16 protein-coding genes are annotated in these 18,673 nt (G+C 75.5%); 1 reads left to right on the plus strand and 15 read right to left on the minus strand.

Going from position 1 to position 18,673, the window contains the following annotated elements; genetic code table 11:
* Positions 1–11: 11 nt before the first annotated feature.
* The 11 genes from WCD41_RS25605 to WCD41_RS25655 are packed head-to-tail and all read right to left on the minus strand — an operon-like array spanning position 12 to position 13,921.
* Positions 12–1,247 carry a peptidylprolyl isomerase gene (locus WCD41_RS25605; RefSeq protein WP_337717842.1) on the minus strand — a complete coding sequence of 412 codons (1,236 nt, stop codon included), beginning with the start codon at positions 1,245–1,247 and terminating at the stop codon, positions 12–14.
* The gene (locus WCD41_RS25610; protein ID WP_337717844.1) at positions 1,244–3,523 is read right to left on the minus strand and encodes an RND transporter family protein; all 2,280 of its coding nucleotides are present in this window, start codon (positions 3,521–3,523) and stop codon (positions 1,244–1,246) included. The genes WCD41_RS25605 and WCD41_RS25610 overlap by 4 nt, the downstream gene beginning before the upstream one ends.
* Positions 3,520–4,830, minus strand: coding sequence for an MlaD family protein (locus tag WCD41_RS25615; protein ID WP_337717846.1), 1,311 nt, complete (start codon positions 4,828–4,830; stop codon positions 3,520–3,522). Before WCD41_RS25615 ends, WCD41_RS25610 begins: the two co-directional genes overlap by 4 nt.
* Entirely contained in the window at positions 4,827–6,140 is a 1,314-nt protein-coding gene (locus WCD41_RS25620; RefSeq protein ID WP_337717848.1) for an MCE family protein, read from the minus strand. The genes WCD41_RS25615 and WCD41_RS25620 overlap by 4 nt, the downstream gene beginning before the upstream one ends.
* Positions 6,137–7,501: an MlaD family protein gene (locus tag WCD41_RS25625; protein ID WP_337717850.1), complete on the minus strand. Its 1,365-nt coding sequence runs from the start codon at positions 7,499–7,501 to the stop codon at positions 6,137–6,139. The genes WCD41_RS25620 and WCD41_RS25625 overlap by 4 nt, the downstream gene beginning before the upstream one ends.
* On the minus strand, positions 7,498–8,796 hold the full coding sequence (locus tag WCD41_RS25630) for an MlaD family protein (protein WP_337717852.1): 1,299 nt from the start codon (positions 8,794–8,796) through the stop codon (positions 7,498–7,500). The genes WCD41_RS25625 and WCD41_RS25630 overlap by 4 nt, the downstream gene beginning before the upstream one ends.
* Complete coding sequence (locus tag WCD41_RS25635; RefSeq protein WP_337717854.1) at positions 8,796–10,250, minus strand: MlaD family protein; 1,455 nt, start codon at positions 10,248–10,250, stop codon at positions 8,796–8,798. Before WCD41_RS25635 ends, WCD41_RS25630 begins: the two co-directional genes overlap by 1 nt.
* Entirely contained in the window at positions 10,247–11,500 is a 1,254-nt protein-coding gene (locus tag WCD41_RS25640; protein WP_337717856.1) for an MlaD family protein, read from the minus strand. The genes WCD41_RS25635 and WCD41_RS25640 overlap by 4 nt, the downstream gene beginning before the upstream one ends.
* A gap of 2 nt (positions 11,501–11,502) precedes the next feature.
* Positions 11,503–12,306, minus strand: coding sequence for an ABC transporter ATP-binding protein (locus WCD41_RS25645; RefSeq protein WP_373695197.1), 804 nt, complete (start codon positions 12,304–12,306; stop codon positions 11,503–11,505).
* A gap of 14 nt (positions 12,307–12,320) precedes the next feature.
* Positions 12,321–13,142, minus strand: a complete 822-nt coding sequence (locus tag WCD41_RS25650; RefSeq protein WP_337717858.1) for an ABC transporter permease — start codon at positions 13,140–13,142, stop codon at positions 12,321–12,323.
* Entirely contained in the window at positions 13,139–13,921 is a 783-nt protein-coding gene (locus tag WCD41_RS25655) for an MlaE family ABC transporter permease (RefSeq protein ID WP_337717860.1), read from the minus strand. The genes WCD41_RS25650 and WCD41_RS25655 overlap by 4 nt, the downstream gene beginning before the upstream one ends.
* A 652-nt stretch (positions 13,922–14,573) precedes the next feature.
* On the opposite strand from WCD41_RS25655, the gene WCD41_RS25660 reads away from it, so the two are divergent.
* On the plus strand, positions 14,574–15,989 hold the full coding sequence (locus WCD41_RS25660; RefSeq protein WP_337717862.1) for an FAD/NAD(P)-binding protein: 1,416 nt from the start codon (positions 14,574–14,576) through the stop codon (positions 15,987–15,989).
* Between the two features lie 50 nt (positions 15,990–16,039).
* On the opposite strand, the gene WCD41_RS25665 is transcribed toward WCD41_RS25660, so the two are convergent.
* From WCD41_RS25665 to WCD41_RS31200, 4 genes are all read right to left on the minus strand, one after another.
* Positions 16,040–16,333: a hypothetical protein gene (locus WCD41_RS25665; RefSeq protein WP_337702340.1), complete on the minus strand. Its 294-nt coding sequence runs from the start codon at positions 16,331–16,333 to the stop codon at positions 16,040–16,042.
* An 11-nt stretch (positions 16,334–16,344) separates the two neighbouring features.
* The gene (locus tag WCD41_RS25670) at positions 16,345–16,584 is read right to left on the minus strand and encodes a hypothetical protein (protein WP_337717864.1); all 240 of its coding nucleotides are present in this window, start codon (positions 16,582–16,584) and stop codon (positions 16,345–16,347) included.
* A gap of 32 nt (positions 16,585–16,616) precedes the next feature.
* The gene (locus WCD41_RS25675; protein WP_337717866.1) at positions 16,617–18,401 is read right to left on the minus strand and encodes a hypothetical protein; all 1,785 of its coding nucleotides are present in this window, start codon (positions 18,399–18,401) and stop codon (positions 16,617–16,619) included.
* A gap of 195 nt (positions 18,402–18,596) precedes the next feature.
* Entirely contained in the window at positions 18,597–18,671 is a 75-nt protein-coding gene (locus tag WCD41_RS31200; protein ID WP_373695200.1) for a putative leader peptide, read from the minus strand.
* Positions 18,672–18,673: the final 2 nt, after the last annotated feature.

Here is an 18,673-nt window from a genome sequence, read left to right on the forward strand (position 1 = left end):
GGGTCCTCTCTCTAGCGCGGCGCGGGGGCGGCGAACGGGTCGGCGGGGCGGTAGCCGTCGGCGTACTCGACGTCGGCGTGGCGCAGCCGGTCGGTGGTCCACGTGTTCCACAGCGCCCCGGCACGCTCGGCGCCGAGCTGGGCGCGCAGCGGGTCGCGGGCCTGGTCGGGCGTCAGCGGGCTACCCGCCCGCGTGCCGGTGACCTGCGCGACCACCCACGCCTGCTGCAGGGGGACGGGGCCGACGAACGATCCGGGCGCGGCGGTGAACACCGCGTCGGCGAGGCCCGGGTCGAGCGCGGCGACCTGGTCGCGCACGAGCAGCCCGAGGTCGCCGCCGGTGCCCCGGGTGCTCTGGTCCAGCGATCGCGTGGCCTCGACGGCCGGGTCGGCGCCGGCCTGCAGGCGGGCGAGCGTCGCGTCGGCGTCGTCGCGACTGCTCAGCACGATCGCGCGCACCTGGCGCTGCTCGGGGGTCGTGAGCGTCGCGCGGCGCTCGTCGTAGGCGCGGGCGACGTCCTGGTCGGTCACCGGCGGCACGTCCCGCACGACCTGCTCGTAGAGCCGGGAGGTCACCATCTGCCGGCGGACCTCGTCGAGCACGTCGCGCTCGCCGATGCCGACCTGCGACAGGCGGGCGAGGAAGTCGTCGCGGCCCGCCGGGAAGCTTCGGGTGACGAGCTGGTCGAGCTGGCCGGACACCTCCGCCTCGGACACCGTGATCCCGCGCGCGGCGGCCTCGCCGACGACGACCTCGCTGACCGCGACGGCCTTGGCCGTGTCGCGGCGGAACGTGTCCCGGCCGGCGTCGTCCCCGGGCGGCGCGATGCCGTAGAGGGCGCCGTAGAGCCGTACGCGCTGGTCGAGGGCCTGCTCGGTGACGACACCGTCGGCGACGCGCAGGGCGGCGTCGTCGGGCAGGGCGGTCGCCCAGCGGTACACCGCGAACCCGGCGCCGGCGAGCAGCGCGAGGACGAGGACCGCGGCGACGGCGCGCCGCGTCCACCGGCCGCCGGGGACGCGGGCGGCGAGGGCGGCGGCGCGGGTGCGGGCCGTCGTGGCCAGCAGGCGGGCGCGGGAGGGCCGGTCGGGTTCCGGTTCGGCGTCCGTCTCGGCATCGGGCGCCGGGCGCGGGTCGTCGAGCGCGTCGAGCTCGCTGACGGGGCCGGTGCTGTCGGTGGTGGCGGTCTCGTCGTCCAGGGCGTCGAGCTCGGTGAGGACGGGAGCGTCGGTGTCGGTCGTGGTCACGCCGGTACCTCCGTGCGGACGGGGTCGGGGGTCGCGTCGGTGCGGTCGGGTGGTGGGGTGCGGCGCGGGGTCGGCGGACCCGTGACCAGCAGCGCCGCGAGGTAGGCGAGGACGACGCTCACGGTGAGGACCAGCGCGAGGTCGCGCAGGACCCAGAGGCCGGAGACCGCGAGGGCCGCATAGCCGACCGCCGCGGTGGCCGCCGCGACGGCGACGCTGCGGCGGTGCCTCGCTCCGGCGTCGAGGCGCAGGAGCACGACGAACTCGCTCGCGCCCACCGCGACCAGCGCGCCGAGCGCGACGGTCAGCGTGGTCGGCTCGGTGCCGGTGACCGCCATGAGCGCGAAGCCCCAGCCGGTGGCGAGCAGCGCCGCGAGCACCGCGCGGACCGCGTCGCCGCGGCGTCGCAGGCCGATCGCGAGCACGAGGCCCGCCGCCGCGATTCCGGTGAGGTTCGCCAGGTAACGCTCGACCGAGATCGCCCGGTAGCCGTCGGCGGCCGCGACGGGCAGGCCGGCGAGGTCGGCGGTGTAGCCGGGCGGGGGTGGCGGGAGCTCCGCGCGCACGGCGTCGACGAGGTCGGCCTGCGCGCCGAGGTCGTCGTCGAGGCGGACCCCGACGATCGTGAGCGCGAGGTGCCCGTCGGGCGTCGACACGGCGTCGCGCAGGTAGTCGGGCAGGAGCGCGACGCCGGCGCGGATCTGGCCGGCGGTCGGGGTGTCGCCGAGGAAACCGAGCTGGTCGGACAGGCTCACGACCGGTCGCACGCGGTCGCCGTGCGCGGCGAGGACGCCCCGCGACGCGGCCCGCGACCAGGCGAACGCCTCCGGGGAGAGCACGTCGGGCCCGCGCAGCACGATCGACAGCTCGCCCGACGACCCGAGCGTCCGGTCCACCGCGCGCGCGTCCTCGAGCTCGGGGACGCCGCGGGCGAGGTCGAGGGGGTTCGCGGTCACCCCGAGCCCGCCGAGACCGATCCAGCCCCCGGCGGCGAGGACGAGGGCGACGATCCCGAGACGCCCCGGCCACGGGCGCCTCATGATCGACGGAGGATTTCGGACACTGGGTGTCTGCGACGCCACGTCGCTGACATCGCGAGGCGCCCAGCGGCGCAGGGACAGGGCGGCGAGGACGGTGAGGGCGACGCCGAGGCCGAGCACCACGCCGAGCTGGCGCACGAACGGCAGGGGCGACACCGCGAGCGCGCCGAACCCCGCCGCCGCGGCGAGGCCGAGCGCGACCACCGGGCGCCGGTCGCGGGCGCTCGCGAGGTAGAGCACGAACGAGGTGCCGACGCCCAGGAGCGCCGGCAGCAGCGCCAGCGCGCCGAACGACAGCGGCACGCCCGCCCAGCCCGCGGCGGCGGGCACCACGCTCGCGCCCAGCGCCGAGACGCCGAGCGGCCACGCCACCGACCGCACCCGCTGCCGGCGAGACCCGCCCAGCGCGGGCACCAGCCAGAAGCGCGCGGCGACGACGAGCGCGACCAGCCCCGCCACCAGCGGCAGGTCGCGGGTGACGGCGCGGGCGAGCCCGGAGGTCACCGCGGGCACGCCCGCCACCGTCACCTCGGCGGCGAGGCCCGCGCCGGACGCCTGCGCGCGGATCGCGTCGACGAGCGCCCCGGTCCCGGCCTGGTCGAGCCCGGCGCGGGGGCGCACGAGCACGGCGACGGTGTCGGCGGTGGGCACCACGAAGCGCCACCGCGGCTTCGGCGCGCCGTCGGGCTCGAGGATCGCGGCGCGGACGAAGTCGGGGTTGCGCAGCGTCGGCACGCCCGCGGGCAGCGCCGAGACCACCAGCGGCGCGTAGCGCCGGTCCACCGCGGCCGCGGCGTCGTCGCCGGCGCGCGCGGCGTCGGCCGGGGCGGCCCCGCCGCGCCCGGCCTCCGCCCGCGCCGCCTCCCGGGCACCGTCCCGGCGCCCCGCGACCTGCGCCAGCAGGCCGCGCGCCGACCCCACGACCTGGTTGAGCACCGTCGCCGGCCCGTAGACGGCGGCGACGTCCGGGGTCTTCGCGAGCCCGCCCTCGAGGCGCAGGAGCCGCAACAGCTGGTCGGGGTCGGCGAGCAGCCCGGCCGGCACGGGCGAGCGCGCCAGCACCACCACCGGGTCGCCGCCGACGGCCGCCGCGGCGTCCGCGGTGGCCTGCACCGACGGCGCGCCCGCGGGCAGGAACTGCTCGGTCCCGGTGTCCACGCGCAGCTGCGCGAGACCGCCTCCGATCCCCGCGACGACCGCCAGCAACAGGACGGCCGCGACGACGCGCGCCCTCACTCGCCGTCCCGCTCGACCCGCGGGAACGGCCCCTGCGGACCGCGGTCGTCGAGGCTGCCGGGCGCCGGGTAGGCGTTCTCGCCCGCGATGACGCCGGTCGGCAGCTGCAGCGGGTTCGGCCGCAGCGCGTACGGGTTCTCCACCGCCTGCAGCGGGATGTAGATCTGCCCGTCCGCGGTCGGGTGGTCCATGCCCGCGGCGAAGTTGGCGAAGAACTGCCCGGCCTCCGGGCCGTACGGGCGCAGGTAGCGCAGCGCCGGGTTCAGGTCGCGCAGCATCTCGGTGGCCGGCCCGACGAACGCCCGCACGTCGGCGCCCGTCGCCGGGATCCGGTCGAGCGTGGCCGGCGCCCGGTCGAGCACGCCGTCGAGCGACGGCAGCAGCCCGCGCAGGTCGCGGGTGGTCGCGGGCAGCTCGAGCAGCGCCGCCCCGAGGTCCGGCGCGGCGCGGTTCAGGTCCGCCGCCACCGGCGCGAGCGAGCCCGAGAGCCGCGAGAGCTCCCCGGACGCGGTGCGGGTACTGGCGAGCAGCCCGGGCAGGCGCCGCACGCTCGCCTCCAGCGCCTCGCGCTGCCCGGCGGTCGCCGCGGTGACCCGGTTCGCGTCGCGCACCACCTGCGCGATGCGCCCGCGGTCGGTGTCGACCGTCGCGAACACCGTGCCGAGCTCGTTCGACAGCCGCGTCAGGTCCTGCGACTGCGCCGCCAGCCCGTCGAGGGCGTCGCCGCCGTGGTCGCCGAGCCGGGTCAGGCCGGTGACCAGCCGTCCGATGTCCTCGCTGCGCCCCGCCGTGCCCTCGCCCGTCGCGCGCAGCATCGAACCCAGCGACGCCCGCGTCGGCTCGTCGAGCCCCTGCAGGACGTCACGCAGGTCCACCGACGGGCGCACTCCGGACGGCGGCAGCACCGTGCCGCTGTCCAGGGGCGGGCCGGTGCCGTCGACGACGTCGACGTAGTACTGGCCGGCGAGCGACTTCTCCGACACGCGGACCGACGCGCCCTCGTGCAGCGGCACGGCCTCCTCGTCGAAGCGCAGCTCGAGCCGTCGTCCGCCGGGTGCCTCCGTGATCCGCTCGACCACCCCGACCCGGACCCCGGCGATCTGCACGTCGGCGAACGGCACGAGGTTGCGCACGGTGTCGACGTCGGCGGACACCGCGTAGGCGCGGTCGGAGGTGAAGAACGGGACCTTCACGCCGGTGAACGACCACATCCAGGCCAGCACCAGGACGACCGCGAGCGTGAACGCCACGACGACGACCAGCCGGCCGTGGCCGACGGCGGATGCGGGAACCTTGATCGCCTTCATCGCGGCCCTCCCGAGCCGGCCGCGGGGTAGGGCCCGAGCGGGCTCTCCCCGTCGCGGTAGGTGTTCGTCCCGGCGCGGGCCGGGGGCAGCACGCCGTCGGGCTGGGTCAGGTCGAGCGAGAGGTGGCCGCGGCCGATCCGGCGCCCGCCGGGCTCGCCGACGCTGAACACGGAGTTGGTGTTGGTGAAGAAGGCCTGCAGGTCGTACATCCACGGCGCGACCTGCGCGGTCGCGTCGTCGGCCCAGCGCGACACCGGGCGCACGTCCTCGAGGGTCCCGCGCAGGTCCGTGACCGCCGGCCGCAGGTCGGCGAGCACGGGGCGGGCCTCGCCCACCACCGGCGCCGCGCGTCCGGCGACGTCGCGCAGCGAGCCCGCGGTGTCCCCGAACCGCGCCAGCGCCGAGGGCAGCTCGGGGGCGGCCGCGCGCAGCTCGTCGAGGGTGGGATCGAGCTCGTCGGTGAGCGTCGACGTGCTGGCCAGCGCGCGGCGCAGGTCCTCCGAGAGACCGGGCAGCTGCTCGAGGGTGCGCGCGAGCTCGTCGTCGCGGCGGGTGAGCGTCGCCAGGGTCGCCTGCGTGGAGTCGAGCAGCGAGGTCAGGCGGGCGTCGTCGCGCCCCGCCGCGGTCGCGACACGCGAGAGCGTGCCGACCAGTCGGCGGATGTTGTCCCGGCGCTCGGCCAGCGCGGTGACCACCGGGCGCAGCCGGTCGAGGGTCGCGCTGGTGGCGTCGAGCCCGGCCGGCAGCGCCTGCGGGGCCCGGGCGAGCGCTTCGTCGGACTCCGAGATGAGCGCGGTCATCGCCGTGCGGGAGCGCTCGTCGAGCCCGCCGAGCGCCTCCTCGACCTGCACGGGTCGCTGGGTCTGGGTCGCCGGCAGGACGTCGTCGGCCCCGAGCTCCCGCCCCGGCGGGCCGCCCGGTGCGAGCGACACGTACATCTCGTTGAGGGGGTTCTTCGGCCGTAGGACGGCCCGCGCGTTGTCGAAGATCGGGTGCCCCGGTTCGATCGACAGCGTCAGGATCGACGTGTCGTGGTCGGTGGCCTCCGCATCCTCGATCAGCCCGACGGGCACGCCGGCGATCCGGACCTCCTGCGAATTGCCCGGGCTCACGGCGACCGCGTCGGTCACCTCCACCTTGATCTCGCGGTACCCGCTCCACGGGGGCACGACGTCCAGCTGCGACAGGATGATCACGGCCGCGGTGACGCCGAGGGCGGCGACGCCCACCAGCACCAGGACGTCACGGCCGAGCCCCGGCACGCGGCGCAGCCGCCGCCACGTGCGGCGCAGGGACGTCCGCGCGCTCATCGCCCGCCCCCGAGCGGGAGACCGAGCGGGCTCGGTCCGCCCCGGTCGCCACCGCCCTCGGCGCCGCCGGGCAGCAGGGGCGGCCCGCCCTCGCGCGAGAGCCGCTCCAGCAGGCCGTCCAGCCCGCCCGGGGCGTTGAGCAGGGATGCCGTGCCGAGACCCGGCTGGAAACTGATCATGCCGGCGTTCCCGTCGTAGGTCTTGATCGTGCCGTTGAGGTTGGTCAGCGCGTAGCCGAGCTCGGCGTAGAGCGGCTGACCGGTCCCCCCGCCGCCCGGATACTTCGGCCCCTGACCCTCGAACGGGGCGTTGAGGGCGCCCAGGATCGGACCGTTGACGCGCTCGAACACCGGGTCGGCGACGTCGTCGAGCACCCGGGAGCCGGTCCGCGTCGTGGGCACGAGGTCCTCCACGAGCGGGCGGGCGTCGTCGAGGGCCGGGCGCAGCTGCGCCAGGAGCGCGCGGGTGTCGACCAGCGCCGGGTCGAGGTCGGCCAGCAGCGGGTCGAGCTCGCGCACCGCCGGGTGGATGTCCTCGGCCGTCGGCGGGATGCGGTCGAGGGTGCCCGACAGGTCGTCGGCGCCGCGGTGCACCGCACGCAGCGTCTCGGGCATCGTCGCGACGGTGTCGGCGACCGGCCGGCTCTCGCGCGCGAGGACGTTCGCGGTCGCGCCGAACGACTCGAGCACCTCGGCGAGCTGGCCGTCGCGCGCCGAGAGCACCCTCGCGGTGCTGTCGAAGTCCGTGACCAGCGCGGCGAGGTCGGTGTCGGGCCGCTCGCCGCGCAGCGCGTCGAGCGCCTGCCCGGCCGGCACGAGCGTGCGCGGGGCCGTCGCCAGCAGGTCGCGGATCGGCTCCCGTCCGGGGCGCAGGGTGTCGTCGAGCAGCCCGAACGTGCGCTGCAACGAGCGCTGCGCGTCCGGCGGGATCGCCGCGAGCACGGCGTCCAGCTCGACGGGCGTGGTGGTGCGCTCGGTCGGGATGCGCCCGCCCTCGGGCTCACCCGGGCCGCCGCCCGCCACGAGGGCGACGTAGTACGTGCCGCCCAGCACGGTCGTCGGGCGGATGTCGGCGCGCGGGGCGGTGCCCAGCTTCTCGGCCGCCCCGGGGTCGAGCTTCAGGGTGATGTCGACGCGGCCCGGGCCGATCTGCTCGACGTCGGCGACGACGCCCACCGGCGTGCCCGCGATCTTGACCTCGCTCCTGTCGGCCTCGAGCTTGTAGTCGCCGGCGGTCTCGAGCACGAGCTCGTCGCCGGGACGCAGGGTCGTGACCAGCGAGGTCTTCGCGAAGACGAGCCCGAAGACGGCGACGACGACGACCACCAGCAGGAGACCGGCGCGGACGGGGGTCGGCTTCATCGGTCGCCTCCGGGCACGAGCGCGCCGTTCGAGTCCCGGTCGTCCGAGGCGGTCCCGGGCTCGGGGTAGGGGTTGGTCGGGGCGTCGCCGAGCCCCCGCGGCAGGCCGGACAGCGACGCCGGCCCGGGCGCCGACAGGAAGATCCGGAACTGGTGCCGGAACCCGTCGTGGCTGGTGTTCAGCCTGCTGAACGTGCGGCTGAACAGGGCGATGTCGGGCGTGTAGCGCGAGAGCACCGACAGCGGCTCGGCGGCGTTGCGCAGCCCCTCGCCCAGACGCGGGACGAACGGGCGCGCGGCGGCGAGGGTCTCGGTGAGGTCGGCGAGCGCGGGGTCGGCGCGGTCGGCGACGTCGGGCACCTTCCGCAGCGGGCCGACGGCCTCCCGCAGCGTGCCGCGCAGGTCCGGCGTGCCGTCGCCGAGCGCGGCGGCGCCCGGTCCGAGCGTGCGCATCGCCGAGCCGGTGTCGGCCAGCGGCGCGTACAGGTCGTCGGCGGCGGTGCGCAGCGCGGGCAGCGTGTCCGCGGCCTCGCGCACCGTGCCCCCGAGCGGCTCGCCGCCGTCGGTGGAGAGCGCGTCGAGGGTGTCGCGGCTCTGCGCGAGGAGCCCGGCGAGCTCGGCGGACGCGGGCTCGAGATGCCCGGCGAGCGACGCGCCCGAACGCAGCGTCCCGGGCAGGTCGGCCGCGGGGTCGGCGAGTGCCCCGGAGACGGTGCCGAGGTCGTCGAGCATCCCGGGGGCGGCACCGACGAAGCGTCCGAGCCCGGGACCCTGCCCGGCGAGCCCGCTGCCGACCTCCCGCACGGTCGAGCGCAGGGCCTCCCGCGTCGGCACGTCGAACACGTCGAGCAGGTCGGCGAGGTCGTGGCTGGACTCTGTGCGCTCGACCGGGAGCACGCCCTCGAGCCGCGGCGCGTCGGGGCTCCCCGGGATGAGCTCGACGTACTTCTGCGCGAGCGCCGACTGGTCGCGGATCTCGGCCCGCGCGTCGGCGTGGACGGGCACGTCCCCGATCAGCGTCAGGGTCGCGACGGCCCGCCCGCCGGAGATGGTGACGTCGGAGACCTGTCCGATCCGCTCGCCGCCCCGGCGCACCTCGGAGTTGGTGTCGGTCTGCCCGATGTCCGCGAACGCGACGCGCACCGTGGTGGTGGGCTCGCCGGGCAGGTGGCCGCGGTTCGCGGTGAACACGACCACGAGCAGCAGGGCGGCGAGGACGAGCACCACCACGCCGACGGTGAGGGTGCGGCGCCGCTCGGCGGCCGCATGGGTCCCGGGACGGGAAGACGGGGCCATCAGCGACCGCCTCCGAGCATCTGGTCGACGAGGCCGCGCTCCTGCTCGGGCGAGAGGCCGGTGGCGTTGTCGTCGCCCGTTCCGGGACCGGCGGCCCCCGGTTCACCCCCGGGCACCGCGTCGGCGCCGGGCAGCGCGGGCAGGCTCAGCCCGCCCGGCGCGGCGGGGCACAGCGGCGCGTTCCCGGGGATCGTGCCGGGCGGCAGGGCGCCCGCACCGATGTTGCACAGGGTGGTGGGGGTGACCACGGCGACCCCGCGGAAGTAGTGGGAGACGCCGTCGTAACCGCTGGTGGCCATGGCCCAGTCCGCGATGCCGCTCATCGCGAGCTCGAGGTTGCTGGGCACGCCGCGCTCGTGGGAGAGCACCGTCTCCCCGATCGGCCGCACCGACCCGGCGACCGAGCGCAGGTCGTCCGCGGCGGGACGCAGATCGGCGACCGCCGGGCGGGCCTGGTCGAGCAGGGTGTCGAGGCGGTCGATCACCGGGGGCAGCGCGCCGAGGGCGGGGTCGGCGGCGTCGGAGAACTCCCGCAGCTCCCGGCTCAGCGCGCCCAGGTCCCGGGTCACCGGGCGGATCGAGCGCAGCACGGGCGTGGTGGCGTCGGCGGTCCCGGCGAGCTCGCCCAGGGTGCGCCGGGTGGCCGCCACGGTGTCGGGCAGCGCGACGAGCGTCCGGTCGAGCGCCTCGCGCTGCGCGGCGACCGCGTCGACGGTGCGGCGCGTGGTGTCGACGAGCTCGTCGAGCGTGGCGCCGTCGCGGTCGGCCAGCGCCGCCGACACCCGCGACCCGTCGTCGATCATGCGGTTCAGTGCCGCGTTCTGGTCGTCGAGCACGGCCGTGAGGCGGTCGGTGCGCGCCAGCGCGGGGGCGAGCGCGTCGAGCGCGGCCGCGGCCTGCGGCCCCCGCCCGCGCAGGCCCTCGCCGAGCGTCGTGACCATCGACGCGAGCGCCGCGGCGGTCGGGTCGTCGAAGGTGTTGAGCACGTCGTCGACGTCCACGGCGCGCGAGGTGCGCTCCGGGCCGATGACGGCGGGGTCGTCCGCGGCCGGCGCCTGCGGGCTGCCCGGGGAGAGGTCGAGGAACCGCTCCCCCAGCAGCGAGACCGGCCGGATCGCGGCGGTCGCGTCGGCGTGCAGCTGCTGGGCCTCCGGCTCGACGTCCATGACGATCCGGGCGAGACGGTGCCCGCCGGGCGCGGGCGGGTCGAGGACGATCTCCTCGATCAGCCCGACCCGCACGCCGTACATCCGGACCTCGTTGCCCGCGCGCAGCGGGCTCGCGTCGGCGAACAGCGCCTCGACGCGTCCGGAGGGAGAAGCGGCCTCGCTGCGCAGCACGGCACCGGTGGTAGCGCCGACCAGGCCGACGGCCACGAGCAGCGTGAGGGCGAGACGCAGTGGGCGGGAGACGGGGCGGAGCGGAGCTCGACCCATCTCGTCGGTGCGGTTCATCGGGCACCGTCTCCGTTCGCGTCGGTCCAGGGCTCGCCGCCGGAGGTGCCGGGCGCCGGGCTGCGGTCGACCACCCCGCCGAACGGCGGCGCGGGGGGCTGGTTGTTCAGCGACGTCTGTCCGGCGGTGAACAGGGCGCGGGCGACGTGGCCGTTGGCGTCGTAGGAGGAGAAGAAGTTGCCCCAGTTGCCGAGGAACCCGGCGATCTCGGGGCTGTAGGGCCGCAGGAACGCGACCGCCGGCGACGCCTGCCGCACCGCCTCGGTGAGCTGCGGGACCGTGTGGTGCGTGCGGTCGAGCAGGCCGGGGGTGTCGGCGAGCAGCACGTCGGCGGCCTCGAGGGTCGAGCGCAGCTGTGCGGCGGTGGAGCGCAGGTCGGTCAGGACGGGGCGCAGGTTCGACGCCACCCCGGGCAGGCGCGCCGCGGCCGGGCGCAGGTCGTCGAGCACCGGCACCGCGGCGTCGGTCGCCGCGGGCACCCGGTCGAGGGCACCGCGGGCGGCGTCGAGGGCGCCCGGCAGCTCGGCGAGGCCGTCGGTGAGCTGCTGCTGGCGGGCCGCGACGGCGTCGGTCAGCGTCCCGAGGTCGCGCACCGTGCCCTCGACGGCGGCGCGGCGCTCGGCGAGCACGCCGGTGACCTGCTGGGCGTCGGTGATCAGCTCGCGGATCGCCGGGCCGTCGCGGCCGACGGCGTCGAGGACCGAGCCCAGCGCCTCGACCGTCGGGCCCGCCGTCCGCAGGGTCTCGTTGACGTCGCGCTCGCGGCCCCGCAGCGTGCCGTCGAGCTGCTGGACCGTGGACGCCAGGCGCGCGCGGGTCGGGGGGTCGAGCGCGCCGAGGACGTCCTCGAGCGTGACCTGCGCGGCCCCGGCCGGGATCAGCGCGCCGTCGGGCAGCTCGGCGGCGTCGGCGGGCCCGGGCTCGACCTGCAGGTAGCGCTCGCCGAGCACCGAGCGGGACTCGACGCGCACGACGGTGCCGGCGTGCAGCGGGAGCGCGACGTGCTCGTCGTCGGTGATCTCGACGGTGGCGATCGCCCGGTCGCCGCGGGCGGCGAGCTCGGCGATCTCGCCCGCCTGCTGCCCGTCGACCTCGACCGGCGTGCCCTCGGTGAGCCCGAGAGCGGAGGGCATGACGACCTGGAGTGTGTAGGGCGCGGCCACGGCGGTCGCGGCGGTGGCCACCCCGGCCGCGGCGATCAGCGTGACGAGGACGGCGAGCACCACGGTGGCGGTGCGACGGTCGGCCATGGTCAGTCCATCCCGAGCGGGCCGTCGGACTCGCCGTTGAGGAACTGCCGCACGAACGCGTCGCCCGAGTCGAAGGCCTCGGCCGCCGGCCCGAAGTGCACCAGCCGTCCCTCGTGCAGGACCCCGACGTCGTCGGAGACCTTGCGGGCGGTGTGGATGTCGTGGGTGACCAGCACGTACGTGCCGCCCTGCTCGCCGTGGATCGACAGCACGAGGTCGTTGAGCAGGCTGGTGCGCACAGGGTCGAGCCCGGAGTCCGGCTCGTCGAACAGCAGGATCTCGGGCTCCATGATCAGGGCCCGGGCGAAGCCGGCCCGCTTGCGCATCCCGCCGGAGATCTCGTTGGGCGCCTTGCCGAGCGAGCTCTCCAGGCCCACCTCGCGCAGCCGCGCCATCACCTTCTCCTCGATCTCGTCCTCGTCGAGCTGGGTGTGGCGGCGCAGGGGGAAGGCGACGTTGTCGAAGAGGTTCATGGAGCCGAACAGCGCGCCGTCCTGGAACAGCACGCCGAAGCGGGTGCGCAGGGCGCGACGCTCGCTCTCCCGGAGCTGCCAGATGTCCTGGTCGAAGACCCGCACGCGACCCTCGTCGGGTTCGAGCAGGCCCATGATGTGCTTGAGCAGCACGCTCTTCCCGGTACCCGAGGGGCCGAGCACGGTGGTGATCGCGCCCTCGGTGATGCGCAGGTCGAGGCCGTCGAGCACGGGGGTGCCGCCGAAGGACCTGCGCACGCCCTCGAGCTCGACGGCGGCCCCGGAGGTCTCGCCGCGCGGGAGGCGGGTGGTGGGTTCGTCGTGGATCGTCACGGTGGCGCTCCGGATCAATTCGCCACGGGGGCGTTGGGGAAACCGGCCCAGAACAGCTGCTGGAAGAACAGCCCGACGAGGCTGACCAGGACCATGTTCACGACCATCGAGCGGGCCGTGTTCTGCCCGACGCCCACGGGCCCGCCGGTGGCCGTGAAGCCGTACCAGCAGCCGACGAGGACGACGACGACGCCGAGCGCCATCGTCCAGATCATGGAGAACAGCAGGTCGAGCGGGCTCTGGAACGCCCAGAGGACCTGCAGGAAGCCGCCGGGCGAGACCGACCCCAGCACCTGGGTGCCCATGAGGAACGCGCCGAGGTAGAGCAGGCCCAGCCCCACGATGAACAGGAACGGCATGACGATGATCGACGCGAGGACCCGCGTGCTGACGAGATAGGAGACGGGGTCGACGCCCATCACCTCGAGCGCGTCGACCTCCTCGTTCGCGCGCATCGAGCCGAGCTCCGCGACGAACCCGCAGCCGACCTTGGCCGAGAGGATCCAGCCCCACATCTCCGGCGCGCACGTCCGCAGCCCGGCGTAGCCCGGGAAGATCGCGACGTAGCCGGAGGCCCCGAACTGGCGGGTCGTGTAGTGCCCCTGCACGGTGAAGATCACGCCGATCAGGAACTCCATGAACCAGATGACCAGGCCGCTGGAGACCACGAGGATCGCGCCCTGCCGGATCACCTCGGTCGGGAACGTGCGGGCGGCGTGCGGGATCGTCCGCAGCACCTGCCCCCAGAAGCGCACCATCGCCGCGGCGTTGGCCAGCAGCTCCGAGACCTTGCGCCCGACGGCCGACGGGTCGACCTCGACCTCGCGCGTGCTCATCGGACCGACCCCATCTCCGGGAACAGGCCGAGCGCGGTGAGGTTGACCGCGAAGTCGACAAGGAAGACGAGGACGAAGGACAGGACCACGGCCTCGTTGACCGCCCGGCCCACGCCGATCGAGCCGCCCCGGGCGGTCAGGCCCTTGTGGGCGCAGACGACACCGGTGACGAACCCGATCAGCAGGCTCTTGCCGACCGCGACGACCATCTCCACCGAGGTCAGGTTCTTGAACAACGTCTCCCAGTAGTCCGCGGCGGGGACGTCGCCGTAGGTCACCGTGCTGTAGAGCCCGCCGACGATGCCCATGACGAGGCTGACGGTCATGAGCAGCGGCGTGAGCAGCGAGATCGACAGCACCCGCGGCAGCACCAGCTCGCGCACGGGGTCGAGCCCGAGCACCTCCAGCGCGTCGATCTCCTCGCGGATGCGGCGGGCCCCGAGGTCGGCGCACAGCGCGGTGCCGACGATCCCGGCGACCACCATGGAGTTGATCCACGGCGTGAAGTCGCGGGTGTTGACGATGAAGAAGTACTGGCCGTAGCGGTACGCGGCGCCGAGCAGGTTGAGGAAGTTCAGCCCGAGGATGCCGATCATCAGCGCGAACGTGAACACCGCGAGCACCATCGGCACCGCCGACCGCGTCAGGACGCGGAACATCTCGTCGCGGGTCTCGGTCCAGTAGCCGCGCGGGTGCCGGACCGCGCTCCACACCACCTGACCGGCGAGCCGGGTCACGCCGCCGAGCTCGGCCACGCCGCGCGGGACCGAGCCGAGCACGGACCGCGACGAGCTGTTCGCACGCCACGTCGCCGCTCGGGCACGTCGTGTAGCCGTCGAGGTGACGGCGGCAGAGCCAGGAGAGTCCACGGGACGTCCTCGGGTGGGCCCGGACGGAAGGGGGAGCGACCGGGGTGCGCGCGCAGGCGCCGGGAAGCGGGACGCGGCGATGCGTCCGCGGGGAGAGCGGGAGGGCCGGAGGGCCGGGCCGAGGATTCGGGGTCCTCGACGGGGAGCGATCTACGCGGTGCGGGTCAGCAACAACAGAAGGTGGACCCGAGGCGGCCGAGGTCGAGGTGCAGTCGCTGCACCAGACGGACCATGGCCATGGGGCGGGAGCATGCCATGGTCCTCCGAACGGCCGTACAGGCCCCCTCACGTGGGATTCACATCGGATCTCTCGGACGGGATGCGGCGCGCGTCGCAGGCGGTTCACCTCGCGAGGAGGATCGGGCACGATGACCTCGTGCCCGGGACGCGTGCGCTGGATCGCGCCCGGCCTCCACGCGCCGGTGTGGCCCTGACCCGCCGCCGCCACCTCGATCACGCGCGTCTCGCGAGCCAGGCCTGTCGGGCCTGACCTCTCCCCCGCTCCGAGATCCGTTCGCGCCCGCAGGTCCTGCCGCGGGCACCCCATGCTTCGAGGACCCCTGTGAGCAGCACCGAGGACACCCCGTCGGTCGTCGTGGTCGGCAACGGCGCCGCCGGCACGCTCGTCGTGATCGAGCTCCTGCGCGTCGCGCGCGGGACCCGGCGCCCCCTGCGCGTCACGTGGGTCGGCGACGGCGCACCCGCCCGCGGCGTCGCGTACGCGACCGGCCGGCCCTGGCACCGGCTGAACGTGCCGGCGTCGTCGCTCACCCTCGCCGGCGCCGACCGGACCTTCCCCGACTGGCTCGCGGCCCGGGACTCCTCGGCGCTGACCGATCCCGACGACCCCCGCGACGACCGCGACGCCGAGTTCGCACCCCGCTGGGCGTTCGGGTCCTACCTCGCCGACACCCTGCTCGACGTCCGCGCCGCCACGGACCGCTCCCTCGTCGACCTCGAGGTCGTGCCCGGACGCGCGGTCGGCGCGACGATGCGCCCGCGCGGGGTCGACGTCGACCTCGCCGACGGGCGCGCCGTGCACGGCGACCGCGTGGTGCTCGCCACCGGGCCCTTCGGCGTGGAGCGTCCCCCGGGCGCCACGGACGACGCGCTCGCCCACCCCGGGATGGTCGTCGACCCATGGCGCGACGGCGCGCTCGACGCGTCGGGCGACCAGCGCGTCGTGCTGCTGGGCACGGGGCTGACGATGGTGGACGCGGCGCTCTCGATCGCCCGCGCCGACCGCCGGGTGCGGCTGCTCGCGGTCTCCCGGTCCGGGTTCGCGCCGCGCGCCCACTCCCGGACCCCCGGCAGCGTCGTCGACCCCGTCGTCACCCCCGACGACGACCTGGATCTCGACGAGATCGTCGACGCCGTGCACCTGCGGATCGCCGCCGCCCCCGACCGGTGGCGCGACGTCGTCGACGGCCTGCGACCGGTGATCCCGGGGCTGTGGCGCTCGCTGTCGCTCGACGAGCGGGCGCGCTTCCTCACCGAGCACGCGCGGCGCTGGGAGATCCACCGCCACCGGATGGCGCCGGCGGTGGCCGACGAGCTGCGGCACCTGACGGTCGCGGGCCGGCTGCAGATCCGGTCGGCGACCGTGCACGAGATCGACGCGGTCGGCGCCCGGCTCGTCGTGCGCCTGCGGGAGCCGACGAAGGGGGTGGACGACCTGGTGGAGGTGGACAGGGTCCTGCCCTGCGTGGGCGCGCAGGAGGACGTCACGGCGGTGTCGGACCCGCTCGTGCGCTCGCTGCTGCGTGAGGGCCACGCGCGCCCGCACCCGCTCGGCCTGGGGTTCGACACCGACCCCGACGGCGCCCTCACCGGTGCCGAGCGCCGGCTGTTCACCCTCGGCGCGACCCGCCGCGGCGACCTCTACGAGACCACCGCGATCCCCGAGATCCGCGACCAGGCCGAGTCCCTCGCCCGCCTCCTCGTCCCCGAACCGGCCCGGGCCGAACGGAGTATGTGAGTGAAATTGTGGGCTACAGCCCACAATTTCACCCACATACGACGGTCGGACTAGTCCTGGCTGTGCGGGATGGGCAGGTTGCCGGACAGGAGCCCGTCGGCGGGTGCGCCGACGAAGCCGTACACGGTCTCGATCCCGCTGTTCACCGGGCCGCCGTCGAAGTACGGCTGCTCCGGCTGCTCGGCGCTCTCGACGCCCGCGCTGGTGTAGTCCGCGGGGTCGGTCGAGCCCTGGGGCTCCTCGGGGAGCAGGGGGTCCGCGGCGGCGGTGCCAGCCGGCGCGGCGAGCCCGGCGAGGCCCAGGGCGGCCGTGGCGGCGGCCCGGGCGATCGGGTGGGTGCTCATGATGGGTCCTCTCAGATCGGGCTGCCGTCGGCGAGCGTCCCGATGACGTCGCCGGGGGTGCTCAGGACGAGGTCCAGCGGCGATGCCCGGGACAGGTCCCCGGTGGCCTGCTCCTCGGTGGTCTGCTCCTCGGTGGCCTGCTCGTCGGTGGCCTGCTCGTCGGCGTGCGCCGCACCGGGCAGGGCCACCGCGGCGGCGGCGCCGAAGGCCACGGCCAGGGCTGCACGTCGCACGCGTCGCGGATCGGTCACCGTCGTCCTCCTCGGGGTGTCTGCAGCGGTGGTCACTCGACCTCGCTGTTCTTGCCGAACTCGCCGGTCGAGAACGGCGGCTGGGTCAGCTGCCCCGCGAGCTCGCCGGCGTCCGCGGGCAGCACCGAGGTGACGCCGCCCGAGATCTTCGTGGTGCTCGCCGTGATGGCCGAACCGCTGGTCACGTTCTCGTCGGCGGGCAGCAGGACGTCGATCGTGGCGTTGCCGAGCGCGTCGGTGTCGATCGTCGACGAGCCGACGAAGTGCTCGCCCTCGCCGTAGCCCGAGGGATCGGGGTCGTCGTTGGCGTAGAAGTCGATCACGAAGGTCGCGTTCGGCTCGGTGTTGACCGTGCCGCGCGCGTGCGCGCGGCCGCCCTCGAGCGACGTGGTCGGGTCCAGGCGCACGAGGTTGTTCTCGTTGTTCGGGCCCGTGTCGAAGTCCGTGGGCTCGTCGAGGTTGGTGACGTTGCGGTCGTGCGGGGCGTTGCCCAGCCCGGGCGTGCGCTCGAACGGGCTCGCGAGCCCCTGCTCGGGGGTGCCGGAGTCGCCGTTGATGGCGATGCCGATGTCGTCGGAGCCGCCGTTGTCGTGATACGTGTTGAAGCGGATCAGGTGGCCGTCGGTGAAGTCCGTCGCCAACCGCTGGGTGCCGCCGATCACGACCCCGTCGTTGTCGTTGTAGGCGATCTCGTTGCCGAACCCGGGCTCCGTCGAGCGGTCCGGGCCGACGCCGATCGAGTCGTAGCGGGCGTCCTGCGAGATCTGGATGCCCGAGTCCTGCACCGCGGCCGGATCGGTCGGCCCGGGCAGCGGCCCGTCGCCCTCGAGATCGGTGCCGATCCGGTTGCCGCTGACGCTGTTGTAGCTGGTGCCGGGCAGCTGGATCCAGACGCCGCGGGTCGCGTTGCCGGAGATGACGTTGCCGGGGTCGTCGCGCTCGGTGGCGCCGATGACGTTGCGCTGCGCGCCGGCCTCGACGATCACGCCGTTGCCCTGCACCAGGCTCGGTCCGGTGCTGCCGCGCGTGAGCACCGGGTCGCCCGACGCGCTCGGCCCGATGATGTTGTTGTCCACCGTGTTGGCCCGGGCGCCGCCGCCGCGGAGGTAGACGCCGGCGGTCCCCACCGGCACCGGGCTCTGCAGGTTGAGCCGGTTGCCGTTGCCGGACACGACGTTGCGGTCGGCCGCCGCGCCGCCGCCGACGGTGTTGCCCTGGCCGGTGACGAGCACGCCGGCCGTGCGGTTGGGCGCCGCGGTCTCGCCGTCGGCGTCGAGGCCGAGGACGTTGCCGGCGATGGTGTTGCCGTCGGACTCGACCTTGACGCCCGCGCCGTTCCCGGTGGCGACGGTGCCGGTGAAACCGTTGACGACGAGGCCGCGCACGGTGCTGCCGCCGCTGCCGTCGGCCAGGGTGAGCCCGTTGCCGGCGACGTCGTCCCCGCCGGCGATCTCGACACCGAGCTCGGCGTCGCTGCCGGCGCTGCGCGTGTTCGGGGTGGCCCCGGGCTGGGTGTACCCGTCGACGGTGACGGGGTCGGTGATCTCGGGCAGCGGGCTGTCGACCGCGATGGTCCGCGGGCCGGCGCCGGGGATCGCGAACTCGATGCGGTCGGTGCCGCCGGAGTCGTTGGCGTCGGTGATCGCCTGGCGCAGCGATCCGGGGCCGGCATCGGCGACGGTCGTGACGGTGTAGGTCGCGGCGCCGGGGGCGGCGAGGGCCGGGACCAGGGCGCCGGCGGCGGCGCCCACGCCGACGACGAGGGCGCCGGCGGCGATCAGACGGCCCGTGGGCCGTCGCGTGCGGTGGGTTGCCAAGACAGAGACCTCTCGGGGAGCTGGGGAGCAGGCACCCCGCGGCACAGGTCACCTCGGGTGACGTGCGAGGGCGGGGAGCCGGGAGGGGCGTCACCCGGGGAACGGGACGACGCGGGGGATGCAGCGGGCCACGGGAATCAGGCCGCGCCCGGGGACCGTGAGCCGGTCGGGGAACGCCGGGCGTGGGGAGACCCGTCAGGAACAGAGCGCGCTGGAGATGCGCGAGAGATCCACGTGCCGCCGACCGGCGAGCAGGAAGTGGTTGCGCACGA

This window comes from Actinomycetospora aeridis, from assembly GCF_037400275.1.
GTDB lineage: Bacteria > Actinomycetota > Actinomycetes > Mycobacteriales > Pseudonocardiaceae > Actinomycetospora > Actinomycetospora aeridis.

Excerpts from the sequence above, each read along its gene's own strand:
- WCD41_RS25615 (WP_337717846.1), bottom strand. The coding sequence starts at position 4,830 with ATGAAGGCGATCAAGGTTCCCGCATCCGCCGTCGGCCACGGCCGGCTG.
- WCD41_RS25620 (WP_337717848.1), bottom strand. The coding sequence starts at position 6,140 with ATGAGCGCGCGGACGTCCCTGCGCCGCACGTGGCGGCGGCTGCGCCGC.
- WCD41_RS25625 (WP_337717850.1), bottom strand. The coding sequence starts at position 7,501 with ATGAAGCCGACCCCCGTCCGCGCCGGTCTCCTGCTGGTGGTCGTCGTC.
- WCD41_RS25630 (WP_337717852.1), bottom strand. The coding sequence starts at position 8,796 with ATGGCCCCGTCTTCCCGTCCCGGGACCCATGCGGCCGCCGAGCGGCGC.
- WCD41_RS25635 (WP_337717854.1), bottom strand. The coding sequence starts at position 10,250 with ATGAACCGCACCGACGAGATGGGTCGAGCTCCGCTCCGCCCCGTCTCC.
- WCD41_RS25640 (WP_337717856.1), bottom strand. The coding sequence starts at position 11,500 with ATGGCCGACCGTCGCACCGCCACCGTGGTGCTCGCCGTCCTCGTCACG.
- WCD41_RS25650 (WP_337717858.1), bottom strand. The coding sequence starts at position 13,142 with ATGAGCACGCGCGAGGTCGAGGTCGACCCGTCGGCCGTCGGGCGCAAG.
- WCD41_RS25665 (WP_337702340.1), bottom strand. The coding sequence starts at position 16,333 with ATGAGCACCCACCCGATCGCCCGGGCCGCCGCCACGGCCGCCCTGGGC.